The sequence below is a fragment of the Collinsella sp. AF15-51 genome (assembly GCF_003462845.1).
Classification (GTDB): Bacteria; Actinomycetota; Coriobacteriia; order Coriobacteriales; family Coriobacteriaceae; genus Collinsella.
On the sequence record NZ_QRYG01000002.1, the window covers coordinates 69,929 to 93,919 of the forward strand.

The window sequence follows — 23,991 nt, forward strand, 5'->3', positions numbered from 1 at the left end:
CACCTTCGTGCGCAAGAAAGCGATTCCACCCGATCGAGTGGTAGAAAAACCATCACAACATTCGATGCTTTTCCCGTTTTTGGCAAAAAACTTCGAATGTTGTGATGGTTTGAGGCGAGGTGAGGAGCATAGAGGGGCCAAAGCATCGTGCTCGAACGGGTTAATCCAACTCTTTTAAGCCATGCGCCAGCTGCCAGTACTCACCGTGCTGGGCGAGCAGCTCTTCGTGCGTGCCGCGCTCGATGATGCGGCCGTGTTCGAGGACCATGATGGCGTCGGCGTCGCGGACGGTGGACAGGCGGTGCGCGATCATAAACGTGGTGCGGCCACGCATGATGCGGTCCATGCCGCGCTCGATGAGCTTTTCGGTGCGCGTGTCGATAGAGCTCGTGGCCTCGTCCAGGATGAGCACCGGCGGGTCGGCGACGGCCACGCGCGCGATGGCGAGCAGCTGACGCTGACCCTGCGACAGGTTGGCACCGTCCGCGGTCACGAGCGTGTCATAGCCCTGCGGCAGGCGGCGGATAAACGAGTCGGCGCAGGCGGCCTCGGCAGCGGCGCGCACCTCCTCGTCGGTCGCGTCGAGCTTGCCAAAGCGGATGTTCTGCGCAATGGTGCCGCTAAACAGGTGCGTGTCCTGCAGCACAATGCCGAGCGACCCACGCAGACTGGCCTTGGCAATGTGCTTGACATCGATGCCGTCGTACGTGATCTCGCCGTCATCGACCTCGTAAAAGCGGTTGATGAGGTTGGTGATGGTCGTCTTTCCGGCGCCCGTCGAGCCCACAAACGCGATTTTTTGCCCCGGCTTGGCAAACAGGTTGAGGTCCGTGAGCACACGGGTGCCCGGCACGTAGGAAAAGTCCACGGCATGGAAGCGCACGTCGCCGGCAAGCGGGACCAAGCCGCACGTGAGCTCGGTACCGTCGGCAGCCACCGCACGGCCCGACTCATCAACGGCAGCCACATCATGCAAGTGCCCGTACGCGCCCACGCCCTGGCCCTCGGGAATCTTCCACGCCCACGAGGCGTCGCCCGTCTGCACCAGCTCCACGCAGCCCTCGTCCACCTCAGGCTTAAGGTCCATAGCCGCAAACAGGCGCTCGGCACCGGCCAGCGCATTGAGCAAGAAGTTGCCCAGCTGCGTAAACTGGTTGATGGGCATGGCGGCCTGGCGTACGAAGACCAGATAGCTCGCAAGCGCACCTACGTCGGCGAGTCCCTTGATGCAGAGCATGCCGCCCGCCACGGCGACGACGGCGTAGTTGGCATAGCCGATCACCACGGTCATGGGCACCATCGAGTTGGCGTAGGCTTGCGCGGCGCCACCGGTGCGGCGCAGTTCTTGGTTGCGCACGTCAAAACCAGCCACGTTGGCCTGTTCGTGATTAAAGACCTTGATGACCTTTTGGCCCGAGACCATCTCCTCGACGTATCCGTCCAAATCGCCCAGCGATGCCTGCTGGGCGGCAAAGAAGCGCTTGGAACGCATACCCGAGTAGCGCACGTACAGCACAATGGCCGCGTCGCACACGAGCGTGATAATTGTGAGCTGCCAGTTGAGGATGATGAGCATAGCCGTGGTGCCCACAACCTGAATGGCGGCCTGAATCACGTTGGCAAAGCTGTTGTTGAGCGCCTCGGAGACGGTGTCGACGTCGTTGGTAAAGAAGCTCATGATGTCGCCCGAGCGCGTGCTGTCGAAGTAACTCAGCGGCAGTGTCTGGATGTGTGCAAACAGGTCGCGGCGGATGTCGGAGACCACGCGCTGGGCCGCGCGCACCATGATCTGCGAGTAGCCCAGAGCCGAGAGCACGCCCGCGACGTAGATGACAGCGGTAAAGATAACCTGCCTGGCGAGCAGTTCCTCGCCGCCCGTTGCCAAACCGTTGACGATGAGGCGCACCATGTAGGTACCGGTAAGGCTTGCGATGGCGGCGACGGAGGCGAGCACGCCCACCGCCAGCAACGAGAACTTGGCGTGACCCATGTAGGAGAGCAAGCGGCGAAGCGTCTGCGTCAGATTGGTGGGACGGGCCTGAGCGGATGTCTTAGGCATGGCGCTCACCCCCTTCCAAGGTCGATCCGCTGGGGACGGAAGAAAACGGATCGTTCGCGCAGCCATCGTCGCTGCCGTCACCGGCGTCCGCATCCCCCGCAAACTCCATCTGCGAGGCGTAAATCTCCTGGTAGATGTTGTCGCCCGCCAGCAGTTCCTCGTGCGTGCCCACGCCATGGACACGACCGTCGTCCAACACCACAATGCGATCGGCATCCATGACGCTCGCAATGCGCTGTGCGATGACAATCACCGTCGTATTGGGAATCTGAGCAATATGCTCGCGAATCTTAGCGTCGGTCGCCATATCGACCGCGCTGGTGGAGTCATCAAAAATGAGCACGCGCGGATGCTTGAGCAGCGTTCGCGCGATGCACAGGCGCTGCTTCTGCCCGCCCGAGACACCGGCACCGCCCTGGCCCAACTCGCCGTCCAGCCCGCCGATTCGATCAAGGAACTCGTCCACGCACGCCGCGCGGCAAGCCGCGAGGAGCTCATCGTCCGACGCCTGCGGATTGCCCCACTGCAGGTTCTCGCGCACAGTACCCGTAAACAGCACGTTCTTTTGCAGCACGATACCCACGGTGTCGCGTAGGGTCGCGAGGTCGTAGTCGCGCACATCGCGCCCGCCCACGAGCACGGCGCCTTCGGTGGCGTCGTACAGGCGCGCAATCAGCTGCACAAGCGAGCTCTTGCCCGAGCCCGTGCCGCCGAGGATGCCCACCGTCGAGCCGCTCTCGATGCGAAGGTCGATATGCTCGAGCACGTCCTCGGCTGCATCCGCGCGGTATTTAAAGGAAACGTCGCGAAACTCGATACTGCCGTCGGCCACTTCGCGCACGGCAGCGGCAGCGTCGGGCGCTTGGATAAGCGAACGCTCGTCGAGCACCCGCGAGATGCGCTCCACGCTGGCAAGTGCGCGGGTGAGCAGCAAAAACACGTTGGAGATCATCATGAGCGAGTTCATGATCAGCAGCACGTAGCTCATAAAGCCCGTGAGCGAGCCCACGCCGAGCTCGCCGGCAAGAATCATGCGACCGCCGATCCACAGAATGGAAAGCGCCGCCACGTACATCGACAGCTGAAACACCGGCAAGTTGAGCACAGCGTTGCCAAAGGTCTTCGTCGCCGTATGCGCAAGCTCGGTATTGACGGCGTCGAACTTGGCCTCCTCGTGCTCGGCACGCACGTACGCCTTGACGGCGCGCACGGCGGTGAGGTCCTCCTGCACCACACCGTTGAGATGGTCCATCGAGGTCTGTAGCTGGCGGTAGAGCGGACTGACGCGATAGGTGATAACGCCCAGTACGATCGCCAGCACCGGCAGGATGATCGCGAATACCGTAGCGAGCGGACGCGACAGCACCAGCGCATAGACCAAGCCGACGATGAGCGTCACGGGGCCGCGCACCATGGGGCGAAAGCCGTTGCCGATAGCGTTCTGAATAACAGTGATGTCGGTGGTCATGCGAGTGACCAGCGAGCTGGCGTCGTAGTTGTCCAGATTGCCAAAAGCGAGCGTCTGAATCTTGCGATACTCGGCCTCGCGCAGGTTAGCGCCCAGCCCCGAGGCGACGCGAGCAGATGTGCGCGCATAGCCCAAGCCAAGTACCAGCGAAAATGCGGCACATACCAACATATACGTGCCCTGCAACAGCATGTAGTCGATGTCGCCCGCGGGCACGCCTACATCGATGATATTTGCCATGATGACCGGGATAAACAGCTCGAGCGCCGTCTCGGCCGTCACAAAGAGCACGCCGAGCATGGCATCGCGGCGGTATGCCCCCAGATAGGAAAACAGAATCTTGAGATTGCGCACGCAGGTTCATCCCCCATCAAACGTTGTTCGCAAACCCACGTATTATGGCGCGCCGTGCGGCGGTGTCAAGTGCTCCGAAATCGATTTCTGCAAGGCTAGTGCAGGCGCCATGCTCGCAGGGCGCACGCCCGTATTCAATTGGAAATGAACGCGAGCGTGACTTTTTCGCCCTGCTGCCAACATAAACCTTGACTCTACAATCGTTATAGGGTTTTCACTACACTGGTACGTAAACGATCTCAGCCAGAAAGTGCCCCGCCCATGGAACACGACCTCACACGCGGCAATGTCCTCAAGACCATCGCGGTCTTCGCCCTGCCCTATATGCTTTCGTACTTTTTGCAGATGCTCTACGGCATGGCCGATCTGTACATGATGGGGCAGTTTAGCGGTGCTGCCGGTATCACCGCCGTGGGCAATGGCGCGCAGACGCTCTATATCATTACCGTGACGCTCGTGGGTCTGGCCATGGGAACGACGGTCATCGTCGGCCACGCCGTGGGCTCGCGCCGGTTTGACCGCGCCGAGACCGCCATCGGCAATACCATCACGCTCTTTATGGGTGTCTCGGTGGTGCTGGCCGCTGTCCTGCTCGCACTGTGTCCGCAGATCGTGGCACTCATTGGCACGCCGGCCGAAGCGGTCGAAGGCACCGCCGCCTACCTGCGTATCTGCTTTATGGGCATTCCCTTTATCGCCGCGTACAACATTCTTTCGGCCATCTTTCGCGGGCTGGGCGATTCGCGCTCGCCCATGTACGTAATCGGCGTGGCGTGCATCATTAATATCGCGCTCGATTTTCTGTTTATCGGCCACATGGGGCTCGGCCCCGTAGGCGCGGCACTCGGCACAGTCATCGCGCAGACGGCGAGCGTGGCTCTCGCGCTCGTGTGGCTCAAGAGTCGTCGCACAAACATCCACGTTAAGCGCAGCGACCTGCGCCCCCAGCCCGAGGTGCTCGGCAGCATTCTTAAAATCGGCGTGCCCGTGGCTGTGCAGGACGGCTGCATCCAGGTGGCGTTTATGTTTATCACCGTCATCGCCAACCACCGCGGTCTGGTCGACGCCGCCGCCGTGGGCCTGGTCGAGAAGATGATCAGCTTTTTGTTCATTGTGCCGAGTTCCATGGGTGCCACCGTCAGCGCACTCACGGCGCAAAACGCCGGCGCGGGCAAGGGCGACCGCGCGCGTCAGGTACTCAAGGACGCCATGACGATCTCGGTGGTGTACGGCTGCCTGATCACGGTGCTGATGTGGCTGGTGGCGCCGGCGTTTATTGGCTTTTTTGCCAAGGACCCCGCGGTGGTCGCGGCCGGTACCGGCTATATGCACAGTTATATTTTCGATGCAATCTTTGCCGGCATCCACATTTGCTTTAGCGGCTTTTTCGCTGCATACGGCAAGAGCTACATCGGCTTTGCGCACAACGTGCTGGCTGTGGCACTCATTCGCGTGCCGGGCGCGTGGCTGCTGTCGAACGCCTATTCCGACACGCTGTTCCCCATGGGTATCGCCTCGCCGTGCGGCTCGATTCTGTCGGCGGTCATCTGCGTGATTGCATTTACCGTGCTCAACCGGCGCGGGGCTTTTGACAAACTGGTGGCGTAGCGAGGCGACGCGAGTCTGGCCTCCCTCCCCGACCCTATTGAAAGGAGCGGTCCTGTGACCGACATGCCAAGTGAACACACCGAGGGCCTGCTCCGCATTGGCGAGGTGGCGCGCCTGCTCAATTTGAGCGTGGGCACACTGCGCCATTACGAACAGATGGGGCTATTGGAACCGGCATATGTCGATCCGACGAGTGGGTACCGCTACTACGGATCGCGGCAGCTCTCCACCCTCAACACCATCAGCCACCTGCGTGTTCTCAACTTGCCGCTCGCACAAATCCGCGAGTTTGTGACAACGCGCGATGTGAACCTCATGCAGCGGCAGCTGGCTCAGCAGCAGGAGCTCATCGAGCGCAAGCGCAGCGAGCTGGAGCGCGTGTCGCGCAAGATCGATAACCGACTTGCCCTGCTGCACGATGCCCTAAACACCGAGCTCGATACCATTTGCACAATCGATGCGCCCGAGCTTCACTGCGCCGTGCTGAGCGAACGCGTCAACCCTACCGACGCATATGCGCTGGAATGGCAGATTCGTCAGCTGCAGAAGGGTCAGCACGAGACCTTTGTCTTTCTGGGCAACTTGGGCGTCGGGATCGCGCCCGAACGCCTTGCCGCCGGCGACTTTGATGGCTACGACGAGGTCTTTCTGCTGCTGGATGACACGGACGATTACCTGGGCGATGTCGAAGTACGTCCCGCCGCGCGGTGTCTGACGGTCAGCTTCCGCGGCACGCACGGTCAGGCGGCCCCGCGCTATGAGCGCTTACTCGATTACATGCACGAGCGCGACCTGTCCCCCGCCGGTCCCTCGCGCGAAATCGCCCTCATCGACGACATCATCAGCGACGATCCGGGAGCGTATGTGACGAGGATCGCGATACCGGTCCGCTAATCACTACCATTTATCGAGCAATTCCATCCATTTACCTTAATCCGAATTAGATTGTATTTTGTAGCAAATAAAATGACAGCATATTGCCCCCCATAGGCAGGAGACATTATGCCCAGAGTTCAATCACGTCGCTCGTTTCTTCTCGGCCTAGCCTCGATCATTGGCTTATCCGCGTCACGCCCAACAAGAGTATTCGCTGCCGACTCAAACTCATCCGTCGCTTTTACATCAGACCTAGCACAAGACTACGCGCTTTCCCTGTTGCCCATCGTCGACGGATCCGCGAACTTAGAGATCGAGCAAATCGTTCCCGTATGCCAACAAATCGGCCTTATCTGTGGCTATGAAATCAGTGTCACAAGGGAAGGAAGCCCTTACGGTTATTTAATACTTGACGCATCATATCCTGGGCTTCTGAAGGAGATAACCCTCGGCGATACCATTCTTCCGATTTCAGCTTCTCTATCAAACGCCATTTCAACTTATTCCGGCCAACAGGCCACAAACCCAACCGTACTAATTTCGTACAACGATATTGAATATGGAACTTTGGTGCCAGGAACTAGAGACTGTGTAACCAACTATAACAATATACGGTCTGTCCCGATTGTCACCGAAAAGGGTATAGCACCTCAAAGCAATAACCCAACTTCATGGGATGCAGTCATTATCAATGAAGATGACTTGATGTTGCATTTCCAAATAGACGATTTAAACGGAATACCGTTCCGAGGAGTCTCGGAATCATTAGTTGAAGCCCGCACTAATAAGTATGCATGCGTCGTTTCTGCCTTGTACGCTGTATCAATGCATTACGGTCTCACCAGTTCAAACGCTAATCAATTTAATCCCGATTATTATAAAGAAATATGGAACGTCACTGGCACAACAACGTATAAGACCAATGATCAGGGCGTCGAGTACGGAAGAACGATCATCCCAGATGGAATTGTTCCGTTTAAAAGTCTTGCCGCTCAAAAGGGTAGAGCACTTAATACTCAATTTTTCGGTTATCAGCCTCAATTCGCTCAGTACAGAGCAACTATCGATCAAGGGAATATCGGCTTGTATCATATGTGGATCAACAGCCGAAACAGTGAAGGATCCGTCGAGCTATCAGGTCATACAGTCACGGTAACTGGCTATTTTACTGGGCGTAATGGAAGCTCTGGCATCGAACTGCAGTGGCTCGAAGTATTCGACGGATGGAACACTTATCCCCGAGCGATTAACTATGCAACGCCCAATATGGTCAAATTGAACGGAACAGTCTTTTGGTAGACCGGATGGCACCATCAAAATGCTATGGCACCACGGCCTTTGCCCTAGTTACGATATTGGTGATTTTCGCTATGTTTGCATCCGTTTCTTCATGCACAGATAGAGCCCGCTATAGCGGAGGAGATGATTACCTTGTCTTTGGAGCCGGCAGCGTTCATTCTATTGAGGGAACGGAACTCGTAATCCAAACAGACAACAGTCCCCGCTACACCGACGCTGGAAAGCAAACCCGGATTACATTCCCCTCATCTGGCCGAATCAAAGACAAGCTTTCCCAAATCAAAGTTGGGACAAGAGTTTCCTACTCACGCTTTGACTCGGTAGACGCATCTGGATCATACGAGGGAAACGATATCGAAATTGAACAGGCAAACACTATAAGGAGATGTTGAGGAACTGAGCCTCTGCGCAGTTCCTCAACAAATCATTATGCCTCCGGGACCCTACCCGTCGCCAAAATCTGTTCAAGTGCCGCCTCGTCCAGTACGGGTACGCCCAGCTGCTCGGCTTTGGTGAGCTTGGAGCCCGCTTTGGGACCGGCGACCAGATAGCTCGTCTTCTTTGACACGCTACCCGAAACCTTGGCGCCGAGCACCTTGAGCGCCGCGCCCGCCTCGTCGCGCGTGCGGTTGACGAGCGTGCCGGTGAGCACGAAGGTCAGACCCGCAAGCGGCTGTGCGTCGGCGAGCTCGCCCGCCACGCCAGCTTCGGCCGCGGCTTGCGCATGAGCGGCGCCCAAGTCGACCTCGAGCGAAAGGCCCGCTTGGCGCAGACGTTCCAGCACGGCAAGGTTCTCGGGCACGGCCAGGAACTGCTTGACGCTCGCCGCAATCTTGGGACCGATGCCCTCGCACTCGGCGATATCCTCTTCGCTCGCCAAGATGAGCTTGTCAATCGACAGGAATCGCTCGGCGATGACCTCGCCCACGCTTTTGCCCACGTGGCGGATGCCTAGGGCAAACAGCACGCGACCGAGTGGCTGGCTCTTGGACTTATTGAGCTCGGCGATGATTTTCTCGGCCGTCTTGAGGCCTACCGGAATGGGGTCGCCCTTCTTGACGCCCTTTTTGCTGTTGGAGCTGGCATAGGTGCGCCCCGTGTCCAAGCCGGCGATGTCGTCGACTGTGAGCTGGTAGAAGTCCGCGACATCGTGGATAAGGCCGGCGGCGATCATCTTGTCGACGATTTCGTCGCCCAGGCCGTCCACGTCCATGCAACCGCGGCTCACCCAGTGGAGCAGGCGCTCCTTGAGCTGTGCGGGGCAGTCGATGGACACGCAGCGGTAGGCCACCTCGCCGTCCTCGTGCACCACGGGGCTGCCGCACACGGGGCAGACCTCGGGCATCTGCCAGTCAACGCTGTCGGCCGGGCGCTTGTCGAGCACGGGGCCCACGACCTCGGGAATCACGTCGCCTGCCTTATGCACGATGATAGTGTCGCCCTCGCGCACGTTTTTGCGGCGGATCTCGTCGATGTTGTGCAGCGTGGCGCGCGCGATGGTGGAGCCGGCTACCGTCACCGGGTCGAACTCGGCGACCGGCGTGAGCACACCGGTGCGACCCACCTGGATGCGAATTTCGCGCAGGACGGTCTGCTTTTCCTCGGGTGGGAACTTAAAGGCAATGGCCCAGCGCGGTGCGCGGGCAGTAAAGCCCAGGTCGAGCTGCTGCTGGAAGCTGTCGACCTTTACGACCACGCCGTCGATGTCGTAGTCCAGGTCACCGCGATGTTCGAGGGCCTGGGCACAGAACTCGTGGACCTCGGACGGCGTGGCGCAACGAGCCACGTTGGGGTTGACGCTAAAGCCAGCGCTACGCAGCCAGTCCAGGAACTCGCGCTGGCTGTGAACGTGCAGCGGGTCGGTATCGGCGATGGCGTAGATAAAGGTGGCCAGATCGCGGCGCGCCGTGACCTTGGGATCCTTTTGACGCAGGCTGCCGGCGGCGGCGTTGCGCGGGTTGGCGAAGGGGTCGCGGCCCTCGGCATCGGCCTCGTCGTTCAGGCGCACAAAGCTGCCCTTGGGCATATAGACCTCGCCGCGCACTTCGATGGTGCGCTCGCGGTCGGCGCCCATGTGGGCGAGCGCCGGCTCGGACAGGTGCATGGGCACATCCTTGATGGTGCGCACGTTGAGCGATACATCCTCGCCCGTGGTGCCGTCGCCGCGCGTGGCGGCGCGTACGAAGGTGCCGTTTTGGTAGGTAAGGGCCACGCCCAGGCCGTCGATCTTGAGCTCGCAGGTATAGGTGACGCTGCCGGCACCGAGCGCATCCTCGGCGCGCTGGAGCCAGGCGTCGAGTTCGTCTAGATCCATGGCATCGTCCATGGAATACATGCGCGCCATGTGGGTGACCGGCGTAAACTGCTCGCTCACATAGCCGCCCACGCGCTGAGTATAGCTGTCGGGTGTTACCAAATCGGGGTAGGTCGCCTCGATCTGCTGGAGCTCAACGAGCAGTTTGTCAAAGACGGCGTCCGTGATCTCGGGCGCGTCGAGCATGTAGTAGCGATATGCGTGGTAATCGAGCTCGTGGCGCAACTCAGCCGCGCGCGCGGCGGCCTGGGCATGGGCGTCGGCCGGTGCAGCGGCATCCGCGCTCGCGGGCGTTTCGGTATCGATGTCCACGCCGTCACCAAACAGGCTCGATTGCTCCATAGCGGCACTCCTTCGCTCGATTTCAAACGGATACAAGAGTACCACCGGTCACCATGGCGCCGAATAACCCTTTCGAACCGCACCGAATCGGCAGCCGCCAGACCGGGGTGGATCGCGCGATTAAACCATGCCCTTGCCGTTTCTAAATGATCCGTTTTCCTCCGTCTCCAAGGGATCATCGAGAAAAGAGGGGCTGTCCCGCGCTGGCGGAACAGCCCCTCTGGCTTCGATATGTGCGATACAGCTCGTTAGAAACCCTGGCCGTAGCCCTGGCCCTGGCCCTGCTGGCCGAGCAGCTCCTCCAGGTACTGGCGCAACTGCTCATCGGTAATACCGCCGTTGCCAGTGTCGGTTGCGCTGTCGTTCTGCTGCTGGTTCTGCAGCTCCTCGTCGGAGCCCAGCTCGACGGTGACCTTCTTCTCTTCCTTGCCGCGCATGAGCGTGATCTCGACCTTCTCGCCCACCTCGTGGCTGCGCAGCGCGATGATCAGGCCATCGGCGCTCGTGATCTCGTCGTCGCCCAGCTTGGTGATGACGTCGCCCTCCTGAATGCCGGCCTTGGCGGCAGGACCGTCCTCGACGACGCTCGCCACATACGCACCGCTATCGGTGCTCAGCTTGTTGGTGCGGGCGTTGAGCGCGTTGACGCTCGAAAGCGTGGCTCCCAGGTACGGGTGCACCGGTGTCTTACCGCCGATGATCTGGTCGGCAATGTTCTTGGCGTAGTTAACGGGAATAGCAAAGCCCACGCCCGAACTGGAGCCCGAGTAGCTCTCGATGAGCGAGTTGATACCCACGAGCTCGCCGTTGTCGTTGACGAGCGCGCCACCGGAGTTGCCCGGGTTGATGGCGGCATCGGTCTGGATCATGTTGGCATAGATGGTGTTACCGTTGGTAGAGCTCATGGCCGTTGAGCGATACAGCGCCGACACAATGCCCGTGGAGACAGACTGCTCGTTGCCAAACGGCGAACCGATCGCCATGACCCACTCGCCCACGTTGAGCTTGGAGGAGTCGCCGATCTCAATCGGGGTGAGCTTGGAGGCATCGGCGTCCTTGAGCTTGATAACGGCGAGGTCGCTCGAGGCATCGTTGCCCACGAACTCGGCCTCGTAGGTGGTGCCGTCGTCCATGGTCACCACGTACTGGTCATAGCCATCGACCACGTGGTTGTTGGTGAGGATATGGCCCTCGGTATCGAGCACAACGCCCGAACCGACGCTGCCCGAGTTGTCCGACTCATCGGCAGACTGCGAAAGCGAGCCATTCTGGCTGCCGCTCGACGTGGCGGTGATGGAAACGACGGAGGGCAGGGCCTTGGCAGAAACGGCCTCGGCCAACGTGGTGTCCTCGGAGTCGATCGTAATCTTTTGCGTCGACGAACCCGAAGCGCCCGCCGTCACGGCATTCTTGCCGCCACCGATATCGAGCGTACCGCTCATAATGAGCGCAATGACCAGCAGGGCGCCACAGGCGCAACCGGCGAGTGCCGTAATAAAGATCGGCAGCTTTTTGGTCTTGGTCTTGACCACCGTGTGCTTGTTTACAACCTGCTGACCGCCCAGCGGCTGGCCGGTCTGTGTGTCATAGGCCTGCACGTAGGGAATGTTGCTGCCGGCAGGCGTCGACTCCACCTGCACGCGCGGCTGCTGCTGAGTCTCGCCGGCATTGCCAACATCCTGGGGACGCTGGGAATCGTTCTCGCTCATAGCTGCGATCCTTTCGTCAAATAACCAAAGGCCCGCCAAACACGTGGCGGGCCATCATTGTTCACGTTGAGTTGTACCCCAATATGCGGGCGTACGTGTACGAGAACGCAATCTTTTAGGAAGGCTTAAGTTCTGCTGCAAACTCGAAAGGAGCCCGCACCTGCGTCAAAACCACCACAAAGGTGTCTGTCCCCTTTGTGGCGGAAATCTAGTCCTTAAACAGATAGCCCACGCCGCGGACGGTGGTGATGTGTGCCGCGATCTGCGGGCCCACCTTGGAGCGGATGCGTCGGATGTGCACGTCGACGGTGCGCGTGCCGCCGCAGTACTCAAAGCCCCACACGCGGTGCAGCAGCACCTCGCGGCTGTAGGCGCGGTTGGGGTGCGTCGCCAAAAAGCTCAGCAGCGAGTACTCCATCAGCGTCAGGTCGATGGGCTCGTTATCGAGCGTCACCTGGTAGGTAGCCAGGTTGATCTCGAGGTTATCGATGTTGAGCACATCGTCGGCGGTGACGGTCTCCTCCTCGCCCATCAGGCGCTGCGCGCGAGCCTTGAGCTCGTTGGGCGTCGCCGTGGGGCATACAAAGTCGGCATGCGCGTGATTCGGCAGGCGCAGGGTGCCGAGCGCCTCGTCGTCGACGATCACCAGCATGGGAACGCCGCCGCGGTCGTCAAGCCACTTGGCAATCTGATCGATGCGGTCGCTGCGGATGCCATCGGAATCGAGAATCAGCAGGTCAAAGTCGTGCGCCGCAGTTGGCGAATCAGGGGTTGCCAGGCTCACCTCGACACCCAGGGTAGTCGTCAAGCTGCGGGCAAACTCGTGGAAGCGCGTCGTGCGCGCCATGAACAGGGCACTCTTTTCGGACATATCGGCCTCCAAAGAAATGAGCTCAATCGTACTGGAACAAGCCAGCGCGATTAGGAGTTCGCCAGGTAGTGCTTGATCTCCCACTCGGTGATCGTAGACTCAAACTTATGCCACTCGTCGCGCTTCTTTTTGAGGAAGAAGCTGTGGATGTGCTCGCCGAGAGCATCCTTCATAAACTGCGAGTCCTCAAACACGTCGAGCGCCTCTTTGAGCGAGCGCGGCAGCGGCGCGTAGCCGGCCTCGACCATCTGACGGTCGGTAAGCTTGAGCGTCTCGGCCGTGGCCTCGGGCGGGAGTTCCAGCTTGCGCTCGATGCCGTCCAGACCAGCCGCCAGCGTGACGGCGTTGACCAGGTACGGGTTGGCCATGGGGTCGGGACTGCGCAGCTCGATGCGCGTGGACAGCGGCTTGCCGGGCTTGTAGACCGGGATACGGACCATACTCGCGCGGTTGCGCAGGCCCCACGTGGCGTACTGCGGCACGGAGTCGCCACCCGTAGTGATGCGCTTGTACGAGTTGACCGTGGGGTTGGTGATGGCACTGATCTCGCGCGCGTGCGCCAAGATGCCGGCCATGTAGTGCTTGGCGATTTCGGAGAGGTGGTACTTCTCGTCGTCCTCGCCCCAAAAGACGTTGTTGCCATCGTGGTCGAACAGCGACTGATGCAAAAACATGGCGCTGCCGTCCTCGCCCGCCAACGGCTTGGGCATAAAGGAGGCGTGGCAACCGCTCTCGTAGGCCTGCTGCTTAATGATGAGTTTGGCCGTGGTGATAGCGTCGGACATGCTCAGGGCCTCGGCGTGACGCAAGCTCATGCCGTGCTGCGAGCGGCCGGCGGCGTGGAAGGTGTACTCCACGGGCACGGACATCTTCTCGAGCGTGAGGACCGTGTTGCGACGCAGGTCGCGGGCGGCATCGCTCACCGAAAGATCGAAGTAGCCCACGTTGTCGAGCGGCTCGGGGGTGTGCTCGTCGGGGAAGTAGTAATACTCCAGCTCGGCACCCACGTTGAGCAGATAGCCAGCCTTCTCGGCCTTGCGGAACATGCGGCGCAGGGCATCGCGCGGGTCGCCGGCAAACGGCTTGCGATCGGGAGTGCACACATCGCAGAACACGCGGGCGACGCCGTTGTGGCTCGGGCGCCACGGCAGGATCTGGAAGGTCGAAGCATCGGGGAACGCCAGCATGTCGGCTTCCTCGGGCGTGGCAAAGCCCTCGATGGCGGAGCCGTCAAAGCCGATACCCTCCTCAAAAGCGACCTCGAGGTCCTCGGGGCTAATGGCAAAGTTCTTGAGGCGGCCGAGAATGTCGACAAACCACAGACGCACAAAGCGGATGTCACGCTGCTCTACAGAGCGGAGTACGTAATCGATGTTCTGCTGGTTCATGTCGCTCCCCTTTCTTTCGGGCGGGTTTCGACTGATCTATATCGCAGATACTATCGCAGAAAAATGTTTCCGCAGGGTTAAAGCGTATCAAGCGCCCAAAAAACGTGTGCGAACAGGCCGTGAGGCCAAGAGACTAGCGCGAGGTCGAAGCGCGGTGTTCGATGTGGCCGGGGATCTCGATGCGCTTGGGGGCGAGCTTTGCGGCATCGCCCACCGTAGTGGTAACGATGTCGATACGCTCGGACAGGCGCTCGACTACGCGCTCGGCAATGGTAAGAGTGTCCTGCGCTGCCGTGGTCACACCGCCAAAGAGGACGTGGTTCCAGGGATAGTCGTCAAACGTTGCAATCTTGAGACCCGCCGGCAACGAGGGCCCCAGCTGGGCCAGCGCCTCGGTCAGGCGCAGGAAAACCAAGCCGTTGACGGCAATGAGGCCGAGTTTTTTGCCCGCATAGCCGCGGATGGTCTCGTCCAGGCGACTGACACCCTCGACGCCACCATCGGCCAGGGTGACGACCTCACCCGCAAGGCCGCGTCGCGAAAGCTCGTCGGCAAAGGCCTCGGCGCGCTCGCGACGCACGGGGCTGTCATCGCTTGCCTCGGTGAGCAGGCACAGGCGCTCGCTGCCAGCAGCGGCCAAGGCGCCTACCAGGCCGGCAACCAGCTCGCGGTTGTTAGAGGTCACCAGATCGATGCCACCGTCGGCGACATCGCGGTCGAGCAGCACGACAGGCAGGCGCCCCGCAGCCGCGGCAATCGCCTTGTCGTTGCCTCCGCAGGTATTGACGACCAGGCCGTCCACGCCGGCATCGATAAGTCTGGTGAGCGACTCTGCCTCCTTGGCGGGGTCGTTGCCGCTAATGGCAGTCATAAGCGAGCAGCCGCGCGCGGCGGCACTGGCGGAAAGCCCTTCGAGCATGGCGCTGGAGAACGGGTTAGCGATGTCGGCCAGGATCACGCCGATGAGGTTGGTACGCGAGCTGCGCAGATTGCGCGCGGCGGCACGTGGGCGATAGCCGGTGCGCTCGATAACCGCCGCGATGCGCGCGCGAGTTTCCTCGGTCATCTGCCCGGGGCGGTTGTTGAGATAGCGCGAGACCGTGGCCGGGCTCACGCCCGCCTCGGCGGCAATGTCCTTGATTCTCATCTGCGCCATAGCGCACCCCGTTTCCCAATTGTCGGCAGTCTGAGCCATTTTAGGCATTTTTTTAAAAATCTCGCTTGCAAAACGCTTTAGGTGAGTATACTACAACTCGAAACGAAACCGATTTCGTAAACCGATTTCGGCAAGCGTTGGCACGGAGGTGCAAAGATGTACCCTACCGTCTTGGCACCTCCGTGCCAACGCCATATCAAAGGTGTACGCACGAGTAAGAAGGAGCTGCGCGACCATGGGTAAAACGGTTCTTACCTTCGGCGAGATCATGATGAGGCTCTCGCCCAAAGACCATCTGCGCATTGAGCAGGCGACCGAGTTTGATGTCCGCTACGGCGGCGCCGAAGCCAACACCGCGCTTTCCCTGGCCTACCAGGGTGACAAGGCAGCTTACGTCTCCGTTGTCCCGGCCAACCGTCTGGGCGAGTGCGCCCTGCGTTCGCTGAAGGTCTACGACGTCGATACCTCGCGCGTCGTGCGCCAGGGCGACCGTCTTGGTTCCTATGTGTTTGAGGTCGGCGCCTCGCAGCGCGGCAACGGCTGCGTCTACGACCGCAAGTACTCTGCCATCAACATGGCCAAGCGCGACGTCTTTGACTGGGACGAGATCCTCAAGGGTGTCGATGTCTTCTACTTCTCCGGCGTGACGCCCGCCGTCTCCGACGAGATGGCCGCCGCCTGCAAGGATGCCCTCACCGCCTGCCGCGCCAAGGGCATCACCACCGTTTGCGACGTGAACTATCGCGGCAAGATGTGGTCGCCCGAGAAGTCGCAGGCCACCATGAAGGAACTCCTGCCGCTCGTTGACATCTGCATTGCCAACGACGAGGACGCTCCTGCCGGCCTCGGTATGACCTGCGTCTCCGGCTCCCTTGCCCACGGCATCGAGGAGCGCGACACCTACGTCGAGATGGCCCGTCAGATCTGCGCCGAGTACGGTTGCAAGAAGGTCGCCTCGGTCGTCCGCAACATCTCCTGCGTCGAGCGCTCCATCTGGATGGGCATGCTCTTTGACGCCGAGAGCGGCGAGCACTGGTTCTCCCCTGCTCACGATGTGCACGTGCTCGAGGGCGTTGCCGCCGGCGACGCTTTTAACGCCGGCCTCGTCCATGTCCTCATCAACGACTTCGACCCGCAGGACGCCGTCAACTACGCGATTGCGGCCTCGATCCTCAAGCTCACCATCAAGGGCGATTCCAACCTGGTGACCGCAGACGAGATCGCAGCCGTGGCATCCGCCGCCGACGGTGGCACTCGCGTCGCGCGCTAAGCCGTCCCCATTCCGCGGGCCGCAGCTTTCCATACCCATACCTCTGCGGCCCGCTCCCCGATTCCTCCGGTCGGGCAAAACCACCAGTCCCATTCCGGTTTTGCCTGGCATTTCCTACACGACTGGTCGCGCAGCCGGTTTTGGAATTGCTTGTGACCCCAAGCAGTGCCTCCGATAACCAATCCAAAACCGGCTCATGACCAGCATATTTGGCAATCACGCGCCCGCGCGCGCCGTACATCGAAAGGAACATCACGTTCGATCAGTTCTACACCACGCTTGAGTCCCTGGGCATCGTGCCGGTCGTCGTGCTCGACAAGGTCGAGGACGCCGCTCCGCTCGCCCACGCCCTTATGGCAGCAGGCATGAAGTCCGCCGAGGTCACCTTCCGCACCGCCTGCGCCGCCGAGTGCATCGCCGCCATGGCCGAGGCCGAGCCTGAGATGTGCGTTGGCGCCGGCACCGTCCTGACTGTCGAGCAGGTTGAGCAGGCCCGCGCCGCCGGTGCCAAGTTCATCGTCTCCCCGGGCTACAACGAGGACGTCGTGAAGCACTGCATCGACATCGACCTGCCCGTCCTTCCCGGTACCGTGACCCCCTCCGAGGTCACCGCGGCCGAGAACCTGGGCCTCAAGATCACCAAGTTCTTCCCCGCGGCTCAGTATGGTGGCCTGAACACCATCAAGGCCCTCGCCGCTCCGTTTGTCGGTCATCGCTTTATGCCCACCGGCGGCGTGAGCACCGCCAACGTCGAGGAGTACCTGAGCTCCAGCGCCATCATCGCCTGTGGTGGCACCTGGATGGTCAAGCCGGCTCTGTTCGCCGACGGCGACTTCTCCAAGGTCGAGCAGATCGCCCGCGAGGCCATGGACGTCGTCAAGAAGGTCCGCGGCTAACCCTGCCATTTGGGTACGGGGTAGATATGGTAGGTTTTCTGCTTGACTTCCCCGTTTGATCCGCTCTCTATCGTGGGGGCGCGGCCACGGTTGCGCCCCTTTAAAACGGCTCGGAAGCGCGCCGTTTCCGTCACGAACAAGAACCGAAACCGTCTTGTATGCTGATAGAACGTGACGGAAGCGACACGCACCCGAGCCGCTTTTCCCACTCGACTGGCAGCCGTGCTCAGCTAAGCCACTTTGACAAAAACCAACCCGCCAAAACAGCTGCGGCGCCGTCTGGAGGAATGGGCCCCTGCTTCCGGTCTTTTCCTCCAAGCGGCGCCGCAGCCTTTTTACGCCCCAATAGCACCCCCGCACTTGCGGTGAAATACGGACTGTTTACGCCGCCAGAACCGCAAAACAGTCCATATTTCACCGCAACTAAGTAAGGGAGCGAGTTAGATGGCCGAGTCTTTGGGCAGCTCGAAATAGTCGGGATGTAAGGCGATAACCGGGCCCTGCTCCTCCGGCATCAGATGCAAGTGCGTCTCTGCCAGATAGCTCGCCGTGTCGGTATCACCCTTCTTAATGGCCTCGAGAATCCGGCGATGCTGACGACGGATCGGCTCCCAATCCAAATCCTGCGACACCATACGTAACCAGTTGTATCGCTCAAAATGCGTGTTGACGCTCTTCATCCAATCCCACAACATGTGGCGGCCGGCAATCTCAAAGCACGTCTCGTGGAACAGGTTGTCCAGGTCGAAAAAGCGGCGCGTTTCTCGATGGTCGAGCGACTCGGACTCGGCAAGAATCTGCTCGAGCCGATGTTTTTGCTCAGGCGTGGCGGCAGAGCAACATTTAATGAGTACGCTTCTCTCGAGTTTCTCACGCAAGAAACAGGCGTTCTCGGCGCGCTCCATGCTGATTTTTGAGACATAGGTGCCGCTTTTGGGACGCGTTTCCACTAGCTCCTGCTCACGCAGGCGCACAAAGGACTCGCGAATGGGCGTGCGCCCGATTCCCGTCTCCTTTTCCAGACCAATCGCCGAAAGGCGCGTGCCGGGCCTGAGCTCGGCATAGATGATCTTAGAGCGCAGTGCGTTGTATGCCTGATCTTGCAGGCTCTGATAATGCTGGTGCTGTTCCATAAAGCCCTCGGATGAAGCCCACGGTTTGTCGAATATCACCACGTAATACTATCGCATCGACACGCCCCAGCTCCCAATCAGTCTTTTTGGGACGGGGCTCTTTTAGCTACCCTGGCCCGCAGATCGGCCCCCCTTGCCACAAAAGTGGCCCATCTACTACGTTAACACGGATAGCCTCGGCCATACCGAAAACCGTGAAAACAAAACCGCAGGTAGATAGCTTGTCGATTTTCGAAAAAACCGACTATGGTTGACCCCTGCGGCTTAAACGTAGTAGATAGGCCCTTTTCGTGGCGCAGCACTACTGCACCCCAAATTGGCACCCCGAGCCTGTTATAAGTTGCTGTGAAATACGGACGGTTGATAATCAAGGGTTGAAAATCAAGGCGCGCTATACGGCTTGCTATATCTCACTATACTTTGCTGTACGTCGCTGTACTTTGCTTTAACTTGACAATAATCGGCCCGTTACCATCCGGGATATAACGGACCCCAAGCCAACGCTGGCTTGGGGCCCGTCTTGTACCATGGCTCTTTTGGACTATGAGCGCTCGTATTTCGTGGCCCGCCCGGTTCCCTGCCTTACGATTGCATTCCGTTCAAGCAGAGATTCGAGTGCCGCCAACGTCCGCATGCGGCTCAGCCCCGTCTGTTTTTCAATCTCGCTTCGCGACATAATTCGCCCGCCCGACAAGGCCTTGAGAACCTGGACCTCTTCCTCGGACCCTTCAAAGGCATCGGTAACGGGCAATGTGACGGCCACCATGCCGCCGCGAACATCAAAAATTGGTTGATTGATCGAATCGCGATAGGCACGTCTAATGCGCGCGATTCCCGTACCAAATTTCTCGATGTAATCCAGCTTTAAGAAGGCCTCTGCAACGATGGGGTTTCTGAGCACGGATATCTGCCCATACAGGTATTGTTCCGTCGTCAACCCGGCGGGCAGCGATCCAGGGGAGGTCACAACGACACGATCATCGTACAGGGCAATTTGAACGTTCGCTCGAACGTCCCACGTCCGATGCACCAAAGCGTTTGCAACAGCTTCGCGGAATGCCTCAAGAGGAATTCGATCGGTTTGGACGCGCTCCATCCCTTCGATACGCTCATAACGGTAGTAGCGTGCAAACATAGCCACCGCCCTGTCCGCCTGCTCAATTGCGGATACATTTGTCGCCGCCTCGCGATCCAAGATCACATCCTCGGTATCGCCAAAACGGACGCAGTCGATGCCTGGAAAATCATTCTTATCCGCTAAAATCGCCGCGGCATTGGTATAGCCATCCTTGCCGAGCAAGCGGAGCGTACGCATGATATCCGGCGTTAGCTCGGAAATGCCGAGGTGTTCAACACACTTATGCTCGAGCGTATGAAAGCCCAAGTCCTGGCGAGCCGACGTGAGCGCGTCGAACGTCACGTTGCTGCCTTCGAGCGTCAGCCTGCCATACTCAAACCGGTCGACCTCCACCGTTGCCGAATCGTTTCGTCTGTAGGCCTTTCCCTTGCTTCGATAGGGTTTGTCCTGTCCCTCATAAACCGTAAGGATTACGGTCCCGTGTTTCTCATCGGACTCGAGCGTGTAACGGGGAGCGGGATCCAAGCTGTCATTAATCATGTTCTCAATGCGGAGACACTCTGCGACCGGATCTGCAAGGCCGACAGCCACGCCCTCGTCATCAACGCCAAACTCAATCTTGCCCGTCCCGTAGTTTGCATAGGCGCTCACCGTTTTAAGAAACGTCGGCGTAACGCTTTCCTTGTATTCGACTGTAGGGCTCTCTCTAACAACCATATGCACAACCCCCTCGTTTCGTACCATTCATAACCGTATTATAAGACGAAAACCGTTTGCGTACTGATTTATATAAGACGCAAACTGTTTTCGTCTTGATTTGCGTACGGAATTAAGACGCATAATTTCGCTTTCGTATGGCTCAATACCGGACGCAGACTGTTTTCGTCTGTCAATACGTCTGAAATCCAAACGAAAAGAGCCCCGAGCTCGTATGAACTCGGGGCTCTTTGTGCCGCACATCTATGAGAGGAAAAATTCGATGCGTACGGGCGCTACCCCATGAAGCCGCCCTGGGATGGCGGCAACCTCGCCGTTACCCGTCTGATGGGTGTGCTCAAGGCATCCGTTCCCCTCTTTATCGACGTAACAGGCAAAAAAGTTCGTCGAGGAGACCATCCGCACGCACCACGGTGTGGCCGACGCCATTGAGACGCGCAACCCCACCGCCGCTCACGATGCGATGTATCTGCACCTGGTCTACAACCGCAATATGATTGCGGAAGGCACACAAACAAAAGGCATTTAAGGCTCGACAATAATCTTTCTTTGATAAAACGCAGGCAGCGAGCGCTTGCGTTTTATCAAATGGTGCAATGGGGTCAGGTTTACATGCATCAACTTAGCGCAAAGTAACCTGGCCCCCATGCGCCAAGGGGTTGACTAGAGTTCGCAGGCGATCTTGTAGCCATCGCCGATAGCGTCGCGGATGTTGCCGCACTTCTGGGCATCGCCCAGCACGTGGGTGACAACGCCGGCAGCGGCAAGGTCATCGGCCAGCTTGGTGTTGGGACGGTAACCCATGGCAAGCACCAGCGTATCGGCGTCGGCGATGGTATGGACTTCGCCGTCCTTTTCGTAACTGATGGTGTCCTCGGTAATCTCGGTCACCTTGGCCTCGGTCAGCACGTGAACGCCCTTGGAAAGCATACGCGTGATGAGCACCGCGCGACCGGCACCGCCCTCGTTGGCGGCAAGCGTCTTGGTCATCTCGATGACGGTGACATCGCGGTTGGCCGGCGACAGGTCGTTGACCAGCGGGGCCAGGTAGTCGGCCGTCTCGCAACCGACGGTTCCGCCGCCGACGATGACAATCTTCTTGCCCGGGAAAGCCTTGCCGCCCAGCAGGTCATCGGCCGTCATAACTTGCTTAAAGCCCTGCATAAAGGCTGGAGCAATGGGCTCGGCGCCATAAGCCAGGACAACCTCGTAGCCCGCGTAGTCGCGCTGAATGTCCTCGGCCGAAAGCTCGGTACCAAAGACGCACGCGACGCCGGCCTCGGCCAGGCGACGATACTGATACTTGATCACGCGGGTGAGCTCCTGCTTTGCCGGCGGAACGGCCGCGATGCGCATCTCGCCGCCCGGCTCGTTCTGCTTATCCACGAGCACCACGTTGTGGCCGCGCTTGGCGGCAATATAGGCCGCCTCCATGCCCGCGGGACCGGCACCCACAACGAGCACGTTCTTGGCCTCGGCGGCAGGCTCGTAACCGGCCTCGTCGCGCTCCACGTCCGGGTTGACGGTGCAGGAGATGCGCTTGCCAAACATGATGCCGTTCAGGCAGCGCAGGCAACCGATGCAGGGGCGGATGTCGTCGGCGTTGCCGGCAGCGGCCTTGTTGCAGAACTCGGCATCGCACAGATTGGCACGGCCCATCATGCAGATGTCGGCAGCGCCGTCCTCGATCAGCTCCTCGGCGATCCAGGCCTCGTTGATGCGGCCGACGGTGGCGACGGGAATGTTGACGTGCTTCTTAATCTCGCGCGAGCAGGCGGCGTGCGAGGCCTGCTGGGTGCCGGCGGCGGGAATCGCAGAGCCACGCTTGATAGTGGTGCCGCCCGACACGTGAATCATGTCGACGCCGGCCTTCTCCAGGCGACGCGAGACGTAGATCATGTCGTTGAGGGTCAGGCCGCCATCGGTGTACTCATCGCCCGAGATGCGGACGTCGATGATAAAGTCCTTGCCGCAGCGCTCGCGAATCTCGGCGATGACCTCGAGCAGGAAGCGCATGCGGGCGTCGAGTGAGCCGCCGTACTCGTCGGTGCGCTTGTTGTAGAGCGGAGTCAAAAAGCCGCCGAGCATACCGTGGGCGTGCGCCGCATGAACCTCGACGCCATCGACGCCGGCCTTCTGCATACGCACGGCAGCGTCGCCAAACTGATGCGTGAGCTCGTGGATCTCATCTACCGTAATGGGGCGCGGCGCCTCGCGAGCATAGGACGGGCCCACAAAGGACGGAGCGATCAGGCGCGGGGTGCCCGGAATGTTAAAGGCCATGTAGGCGGGGTGGAAGAGCTGCGGCATGATCTTGCAGCCGTACTCGTGGACGGCGGCGGCGAGCTTTTCCCAGCCAGGGATAAACGTGTCGTCGTAGCAGCACATGTCACCCGGCAGATAGGTATAGGTAGGCTCGACCGTCACGACCTCGGTGATGATCAGACCCACGCCGCCCTTGGCACGGGCGCGGTAATGGTCGACCAAATCGTCGGTCACATAGCCGTGATCGGCCAGGTTGGTAGACACCGGCGGCATAAAGACGCGGTTCTTGACCTCGGTCGTACCGACCTTGATCGGGCTAAAGAGCATCGGGTAGGCGGAGGACTCCATACAGGGTTCCTTTCATTTGAGCCGCTCGGCGGCAGTTGCTAACGTACCTATCGTATCAGCAACCGCGCTGTACCCGACCGTACACGCTCCCCCGGCTTTTACTCAACCCACAAAAAGTTGCGGTGGAATACGGAGTAGATAAGGCCTTTGACAGCCAAAACGGTCCGTATTTCACCGCAACTGATGGGCGGGGTGGAATTGAGGGCTCAGATAGTCAGTCATGCCCTCATCCGCCACTCCCTCACCTACAGCGCGCCGTCCAGCATAAGGTTCACCTTGAGCACGTTGACCGTGGGCTCGCCGAACACGCCGAGGAAACGGCCCTTGGTGCACTGGGCGATGATGTCGCGCACCTCGCCTTCGCTCTTGCCCGTGGCCTTCGCCAGGCGCGGTACCTGGTACTCGGCGGCATCGGGGGAGATCTCGGGGTCGAGCCCTGAGCCAGAACACGTCACCAGGTCGACGGGCACGGCATCCATGCCGGCGTCGGGGTTGGAGGCGCGAATCTTCTCGACGCGCGCGTCCACAAGCTGCCGGTACTCCTCACTCGCCGGGGACAGGTTGGACGGGGCACCATACGCCACGAGCTCGCCGTCTTCGCCTTCGACAATTGACACGTTCTGGATGCGGCCCCACATGTGGTCCTCGTCCTCGAAGTTCTGGCCGATGAGCTCGGAGCCCACAACCTTGCCGTCGACCGTAATGAGCGAACCGTTCGCCTGATACGGGAACGCAACCTGGGCGATGCCGGTCACGACGAGCGTATAGCCCAGGCCGCAGACAACGGTAAACAGCGCGAACACGCCAAGTGCGCGCGATGCAACACCTTTGAACATACAA

The 23,991-nt window shown here is 60.0% G+C and carries 16 protein-coding genes; 5 read left to right on the top strand and 11 right to left on the bottom strand.

Going from position 1 to position 23,991, the window contains the following annotated elements:
- Positions 1 to 160: 160 nt before the first annotated feature.
- Both DWW51_RS01475 and DWW51_RS01480 read right to left on the bottom strand, forming a co-directional pair.
- Positions 161 to 2,059 (bottom strand): ABC transporter ATP-binding protein, encoded by a 1,899-nt coding sequence (locus DWW51_RS01475; RefSeq protein WP_117773153.1) that lies wholly within the window; start codon positions 2,057 to 2,059, stop codon positions 161 to 163.
- The gene (locus DWW51_RS01480; RefSeq protein ID WP_369832554.1) at positions 2,052 to 3,881 is read right to left on the bottom strand and encodes an ABC transporter ATP-binding protein; all 1,830 of its coding nucleotides are present in this window, start codon (positions 3,879 to 3,881) and stop codon (positions 2,052 to 2,054) included. The genes DWW51_RS01475 and DWW51_RS01480 overlap by 8 nt, the downstream gene beginning before the upstream one ends.
- A gap of 261 nt (positions 3,882 to 4,142) precedes the next feature.
- Between DWW51_RS01480 and DWW51_RS01485 the strand changes: the two genes are divergently transcribed.
- The 3 genes from DWW51_RS01485 to DWW51_RS10165 all read left to right on the top strand — a co-directional run bounded on the left by DWW51_RS01485 (position 4,143) and on the right by DWW51_RS10165 (position 7,664).
- Positions 4,143 to 5,489 carry an MATE family efflux transporter gene (locus DWW51_RS01485; protein ID WP_117773155.1) on the top strand — a complete coding sequence of 449 codons (1,347 nt, stop codon included), beginning with the start codon at positions 4,143 to 4,145 and terminating at the stop codon, positions 5,487 to 5,489.
- Positions 5,490 to 5,552: 63 nt separating this feature from the next.
- Entirely contained in the window at positions 5,553 to 6,383 is an 831-nt protein-coding gene (locus DWW51_RS01490; protein ID WP_117655263.1) for a MerR family transcriptional regulator, read from the top strand.
- Positions 6,384 to 6,491: 108 nt separating this feature from the next.
- Entirely contained in the window at positions 6,492 to 7,664 is a 1,173-nt protein-coding gene (locus tag DWW51_RS10165; protein ID WP_147326448.1) for a hypothetical protein, read from the top strand.
- A gap of 427 nt (positions 7,665 to 8,091) precedes the next feature.
- Here the strand turns inward: DWW51_RS10165 and ligA are convergent, their stop codons facing one another.
- The 5 genes from ligA to DWW51_RS01515 form a co-directional block, all read right to left on the bottom strand.
- Positions 8,092 to 10,320, bottom strand: a complete 2,229-nt coding sequence (gene ligA / locus DWW51_RS01495) for an NAD-dependent DNA ligase LigA (RefSeq protein ID WP_117773157.1) — start codon at positions 10,318 to 10,320, stop codon at positions 8,092 to 8,094.
- Between the two features lie 248 nt (positions 10,321 to 10,568).
- Complete coding sequence (locus DWW51_RS01500; protein ID WP_117773159.1) at positions 10,569 to 12,029, bottom strand: S1C family serine protease; 1,461 nt, start codon at positions 12,027 to 12,029, stop codon at positions 10,569 to 10,571.
- Between the two features lie 208 nt (positions 12,030 to 12,237).
- Positions 12,238 to 12,900 carry a response regulator transcription factor gene (locus DWW51_RS01505; RefSeq protein WP_006234733.1) on the bottom strand — a complete coding sequence of 221 codons (663 nt, stop codon included), beginning with the start codon at positions 12,898 to 12,900 and terminating at the stop codon, positions 12,238 to 12,240.
- A gap of 50 nt (positions 12,901 to 12,950) precedes the next feature.
- On the bottom strand, positions 12,951 to 14,288 hold the full coding sequence (locus tag DWW51_RS01510; RefSeq protein WP_117648002.1) for a glutamine synthetase family protein: 1,338 nt from the start codon (positions 14,286 to 14,288) through the stop codon (positions 12,951 to 12,953).
- 133 nt (positions 14,289 to 14,421) lie between these two features.
- A complete protein-coding gene (locus DWW51_RS01515; protein WP_197032132.1) occupies positions 14,422 to 15,444 on the bottom strand; it encodes a LacI family DNA-binding transcriptional regulator in 1,023 nt (340 codons plus the stop codon).
- A gap of 235 nt (positions 15,445 to 15,679) precedes the next feature.
- Between DWW51_RS01515 and DWW51_RS01520 the strand changes: the two genes are divergently transcribed.
- Complete coding sequence (locus DWW51_RS01520; RefSeq protein WP_117773163.1) at positions 15,680 to 16,714, top strand: sugar kinase; 1,035 nt, start codon at positions 15,680 to 15,682, stop codon at positions 16,712 to 16,714.
- A gap of 209 nt (positions 16,715 to 16,923) precedes the next feature.
- Positions 16,924 to 17,610: a bifunctional 4-hydroxy-2-oxoglutarate aldolase/2-dehydro-3-deoxy-phosphogluconate aldolase gene (gene eda / locus DWW51_RS01525; RefSeq protein WP_231501539.1), complete on the top strand. Its 687-nt coding sequence runs from the start codon at positions 16,924 to 16,926 to the stop codon at positions 17,608 to 17,610.
- A 440-nt stretch (positions 17,611 to 18,050) separates the two neighbouring features.
- Here the strand turns inward: eda and DWW51_RS01530 are convergent, their stop codons facing one another.
- The 4 genes from DWW51_RS01530 to kdpC form a co-directional block, all read right to left on the bottom strand.
- Positions 18,051 to 18,743 (bottom strand): GntR family transcriptional regulator, encoded by a 693-nt coding sequence (locus DWW51_RS01530; RefSeq protein ID WP_117773165.1) that lies wholly within the window; start codon positions 18,741 to 18,743, stop codon positions 18,051 to 18,053.
- 541 nt (positions 18,744 to 19,284) lie between these two features.
- On the bottom strand, positions 19,285 to 20,538 hold the full coding sequence (locus DWW51_RS01535; RefSeq protein ID WP_158549089.1) for an ATP-binding protein: 1,254 nt from the start codon (positions 20,536 to 20,538) through the stop codon (positions 19,285 to 19,287).
- 663 nt (positions 20,539 to 21,201) lie between these two features.
- Positions 21,202 to 23,151, bottom strand: coding sequence for an NAD(P)/FAD-dependent oxidoreductase (locus DWW51_RS01540; protein WP_117647993.1), 1,950 nt, complete (start codon positions 23,149 to 23,151; stop codon positions 21,202 to 21,204).
- Between the two features lie 245 nt (positions 23,152 to 23,396).
- Positions 23,397 to 23,987, bottom strand: coding sequence for a potassium-transporting ATPase subunit KdpC (gene kdpC / locus DWW51_RS01545; protein WP_117647991.1), 591 nt, complete (start codon positions 23,985 to 23,987; stop codon positions 23,397 to 23,399).
- Between the last annotated feature and the right edge of the window lie 4 nt (positions 23,988 to 23,991).

Excerpts from the sequence above, each read along its gene's own strand:
- DWW51_RS01475 (WP_117773153.1), bottom strand. The coding sequence starts at position 2,059 with ATGCCTAAGACATCCGCTCAGGCCCGTCCCACCAATCTGACGCAGACG.
- DWW51_RS01485 (WP_117773155.1), top strand. The coding sequence starts at position 4,143 with ATGGAACACGACCTCACACGCGGCAATGTCCTCAAGACCATCGCGGTC.
- DWW51_RS01490 (WP_117655263.1), top strand. The coding sequence starts at position 5,553 with ATGCCAAGTGAACACACCGAGGGCCTGCTCCGCATTGGCGAGGTGGCG.
- DWW51_RS10165 (WP_147326448.1), top strand. The coding sequence starts at position 6,492 with ATGCCCAGAGTTCAATCACGTCGCTCGTTTCTTCTCGGCCTAGCCTCG.
- ligA (WP_117773157.1), bottom strand. The coding sequence starts at position 10,320 with ATGGAGCAATCGAGCCTGTTTGGTGACGGCGTGGACATCGATACCGAA.
- DWW51_RS01500 (WP_117773159.1), bottom strand. The coding sequence starts at position 12,029 with ATGAGCGAGAACGATTCCCAGCGTCCCCAGGATGTTGGCAATGCCGGC.
- DWW51_RS01505 (WP_006234733.1), bottom strand. The coding sequence starts at position 12,900 with ATGTCCGAAAAGAGTGCCCTGTTCATGGCGCGCACGACGCGCTTCCAC.
- DWW51_RS01510 (WP_117648002.1), bottom strand. The coding sequence starts at position 14,288 with ATGAACCAGCAGAACATCGATTACGTACTCCGCTCTGTAGAGCAGCGT.
- DWW51_RS01515 (WP_197032132.1), bottom strand. The coding sequence starts at position 15,444 with ATGGCGCAGATGAGAATCAAGGACATTGCCGCCGAGGCGGGCGTGAGC.
- DWW51_RS01520 (WP_117773163.1), top strand. The coding sequence starts at position 15,680 with ATGGGTAAAACGGTTCTTACCTTCGGCGAGATCATGATGAGGCTCTCG.
- DWW51_RS01530 (WP_117773165.1), bottom strand. The coding sequence starts at position 18,743 with ATGGAACAGCACCAGCATTATCAGAGCCTGCAAGATCAGGCATACAAC.
- DWW51_RS01535 (WP_158549089.1), bottom strand. The coding sequence starts at position 20,538 with ATGGTTGTTAGAGAGAGCCCTACAGTCGAATACAAGGAAAGCGTTACG.
- DWW51_RS01540 (WP_117647993.1), bottom strand. The coding sequence starts at position 23,151 with ATGGAGTCCTCCGCCTACCCGATGCTCTTTAGCCCGATCAAGGTCGGT.
- kdpC (WP_117647991.1), bottom strand. The coding sequence starts at position 23,987 with ATGTTCAAAGGTGTTGCATCGCGCGCACTTGGCGTGTTCGCGCTGTTT.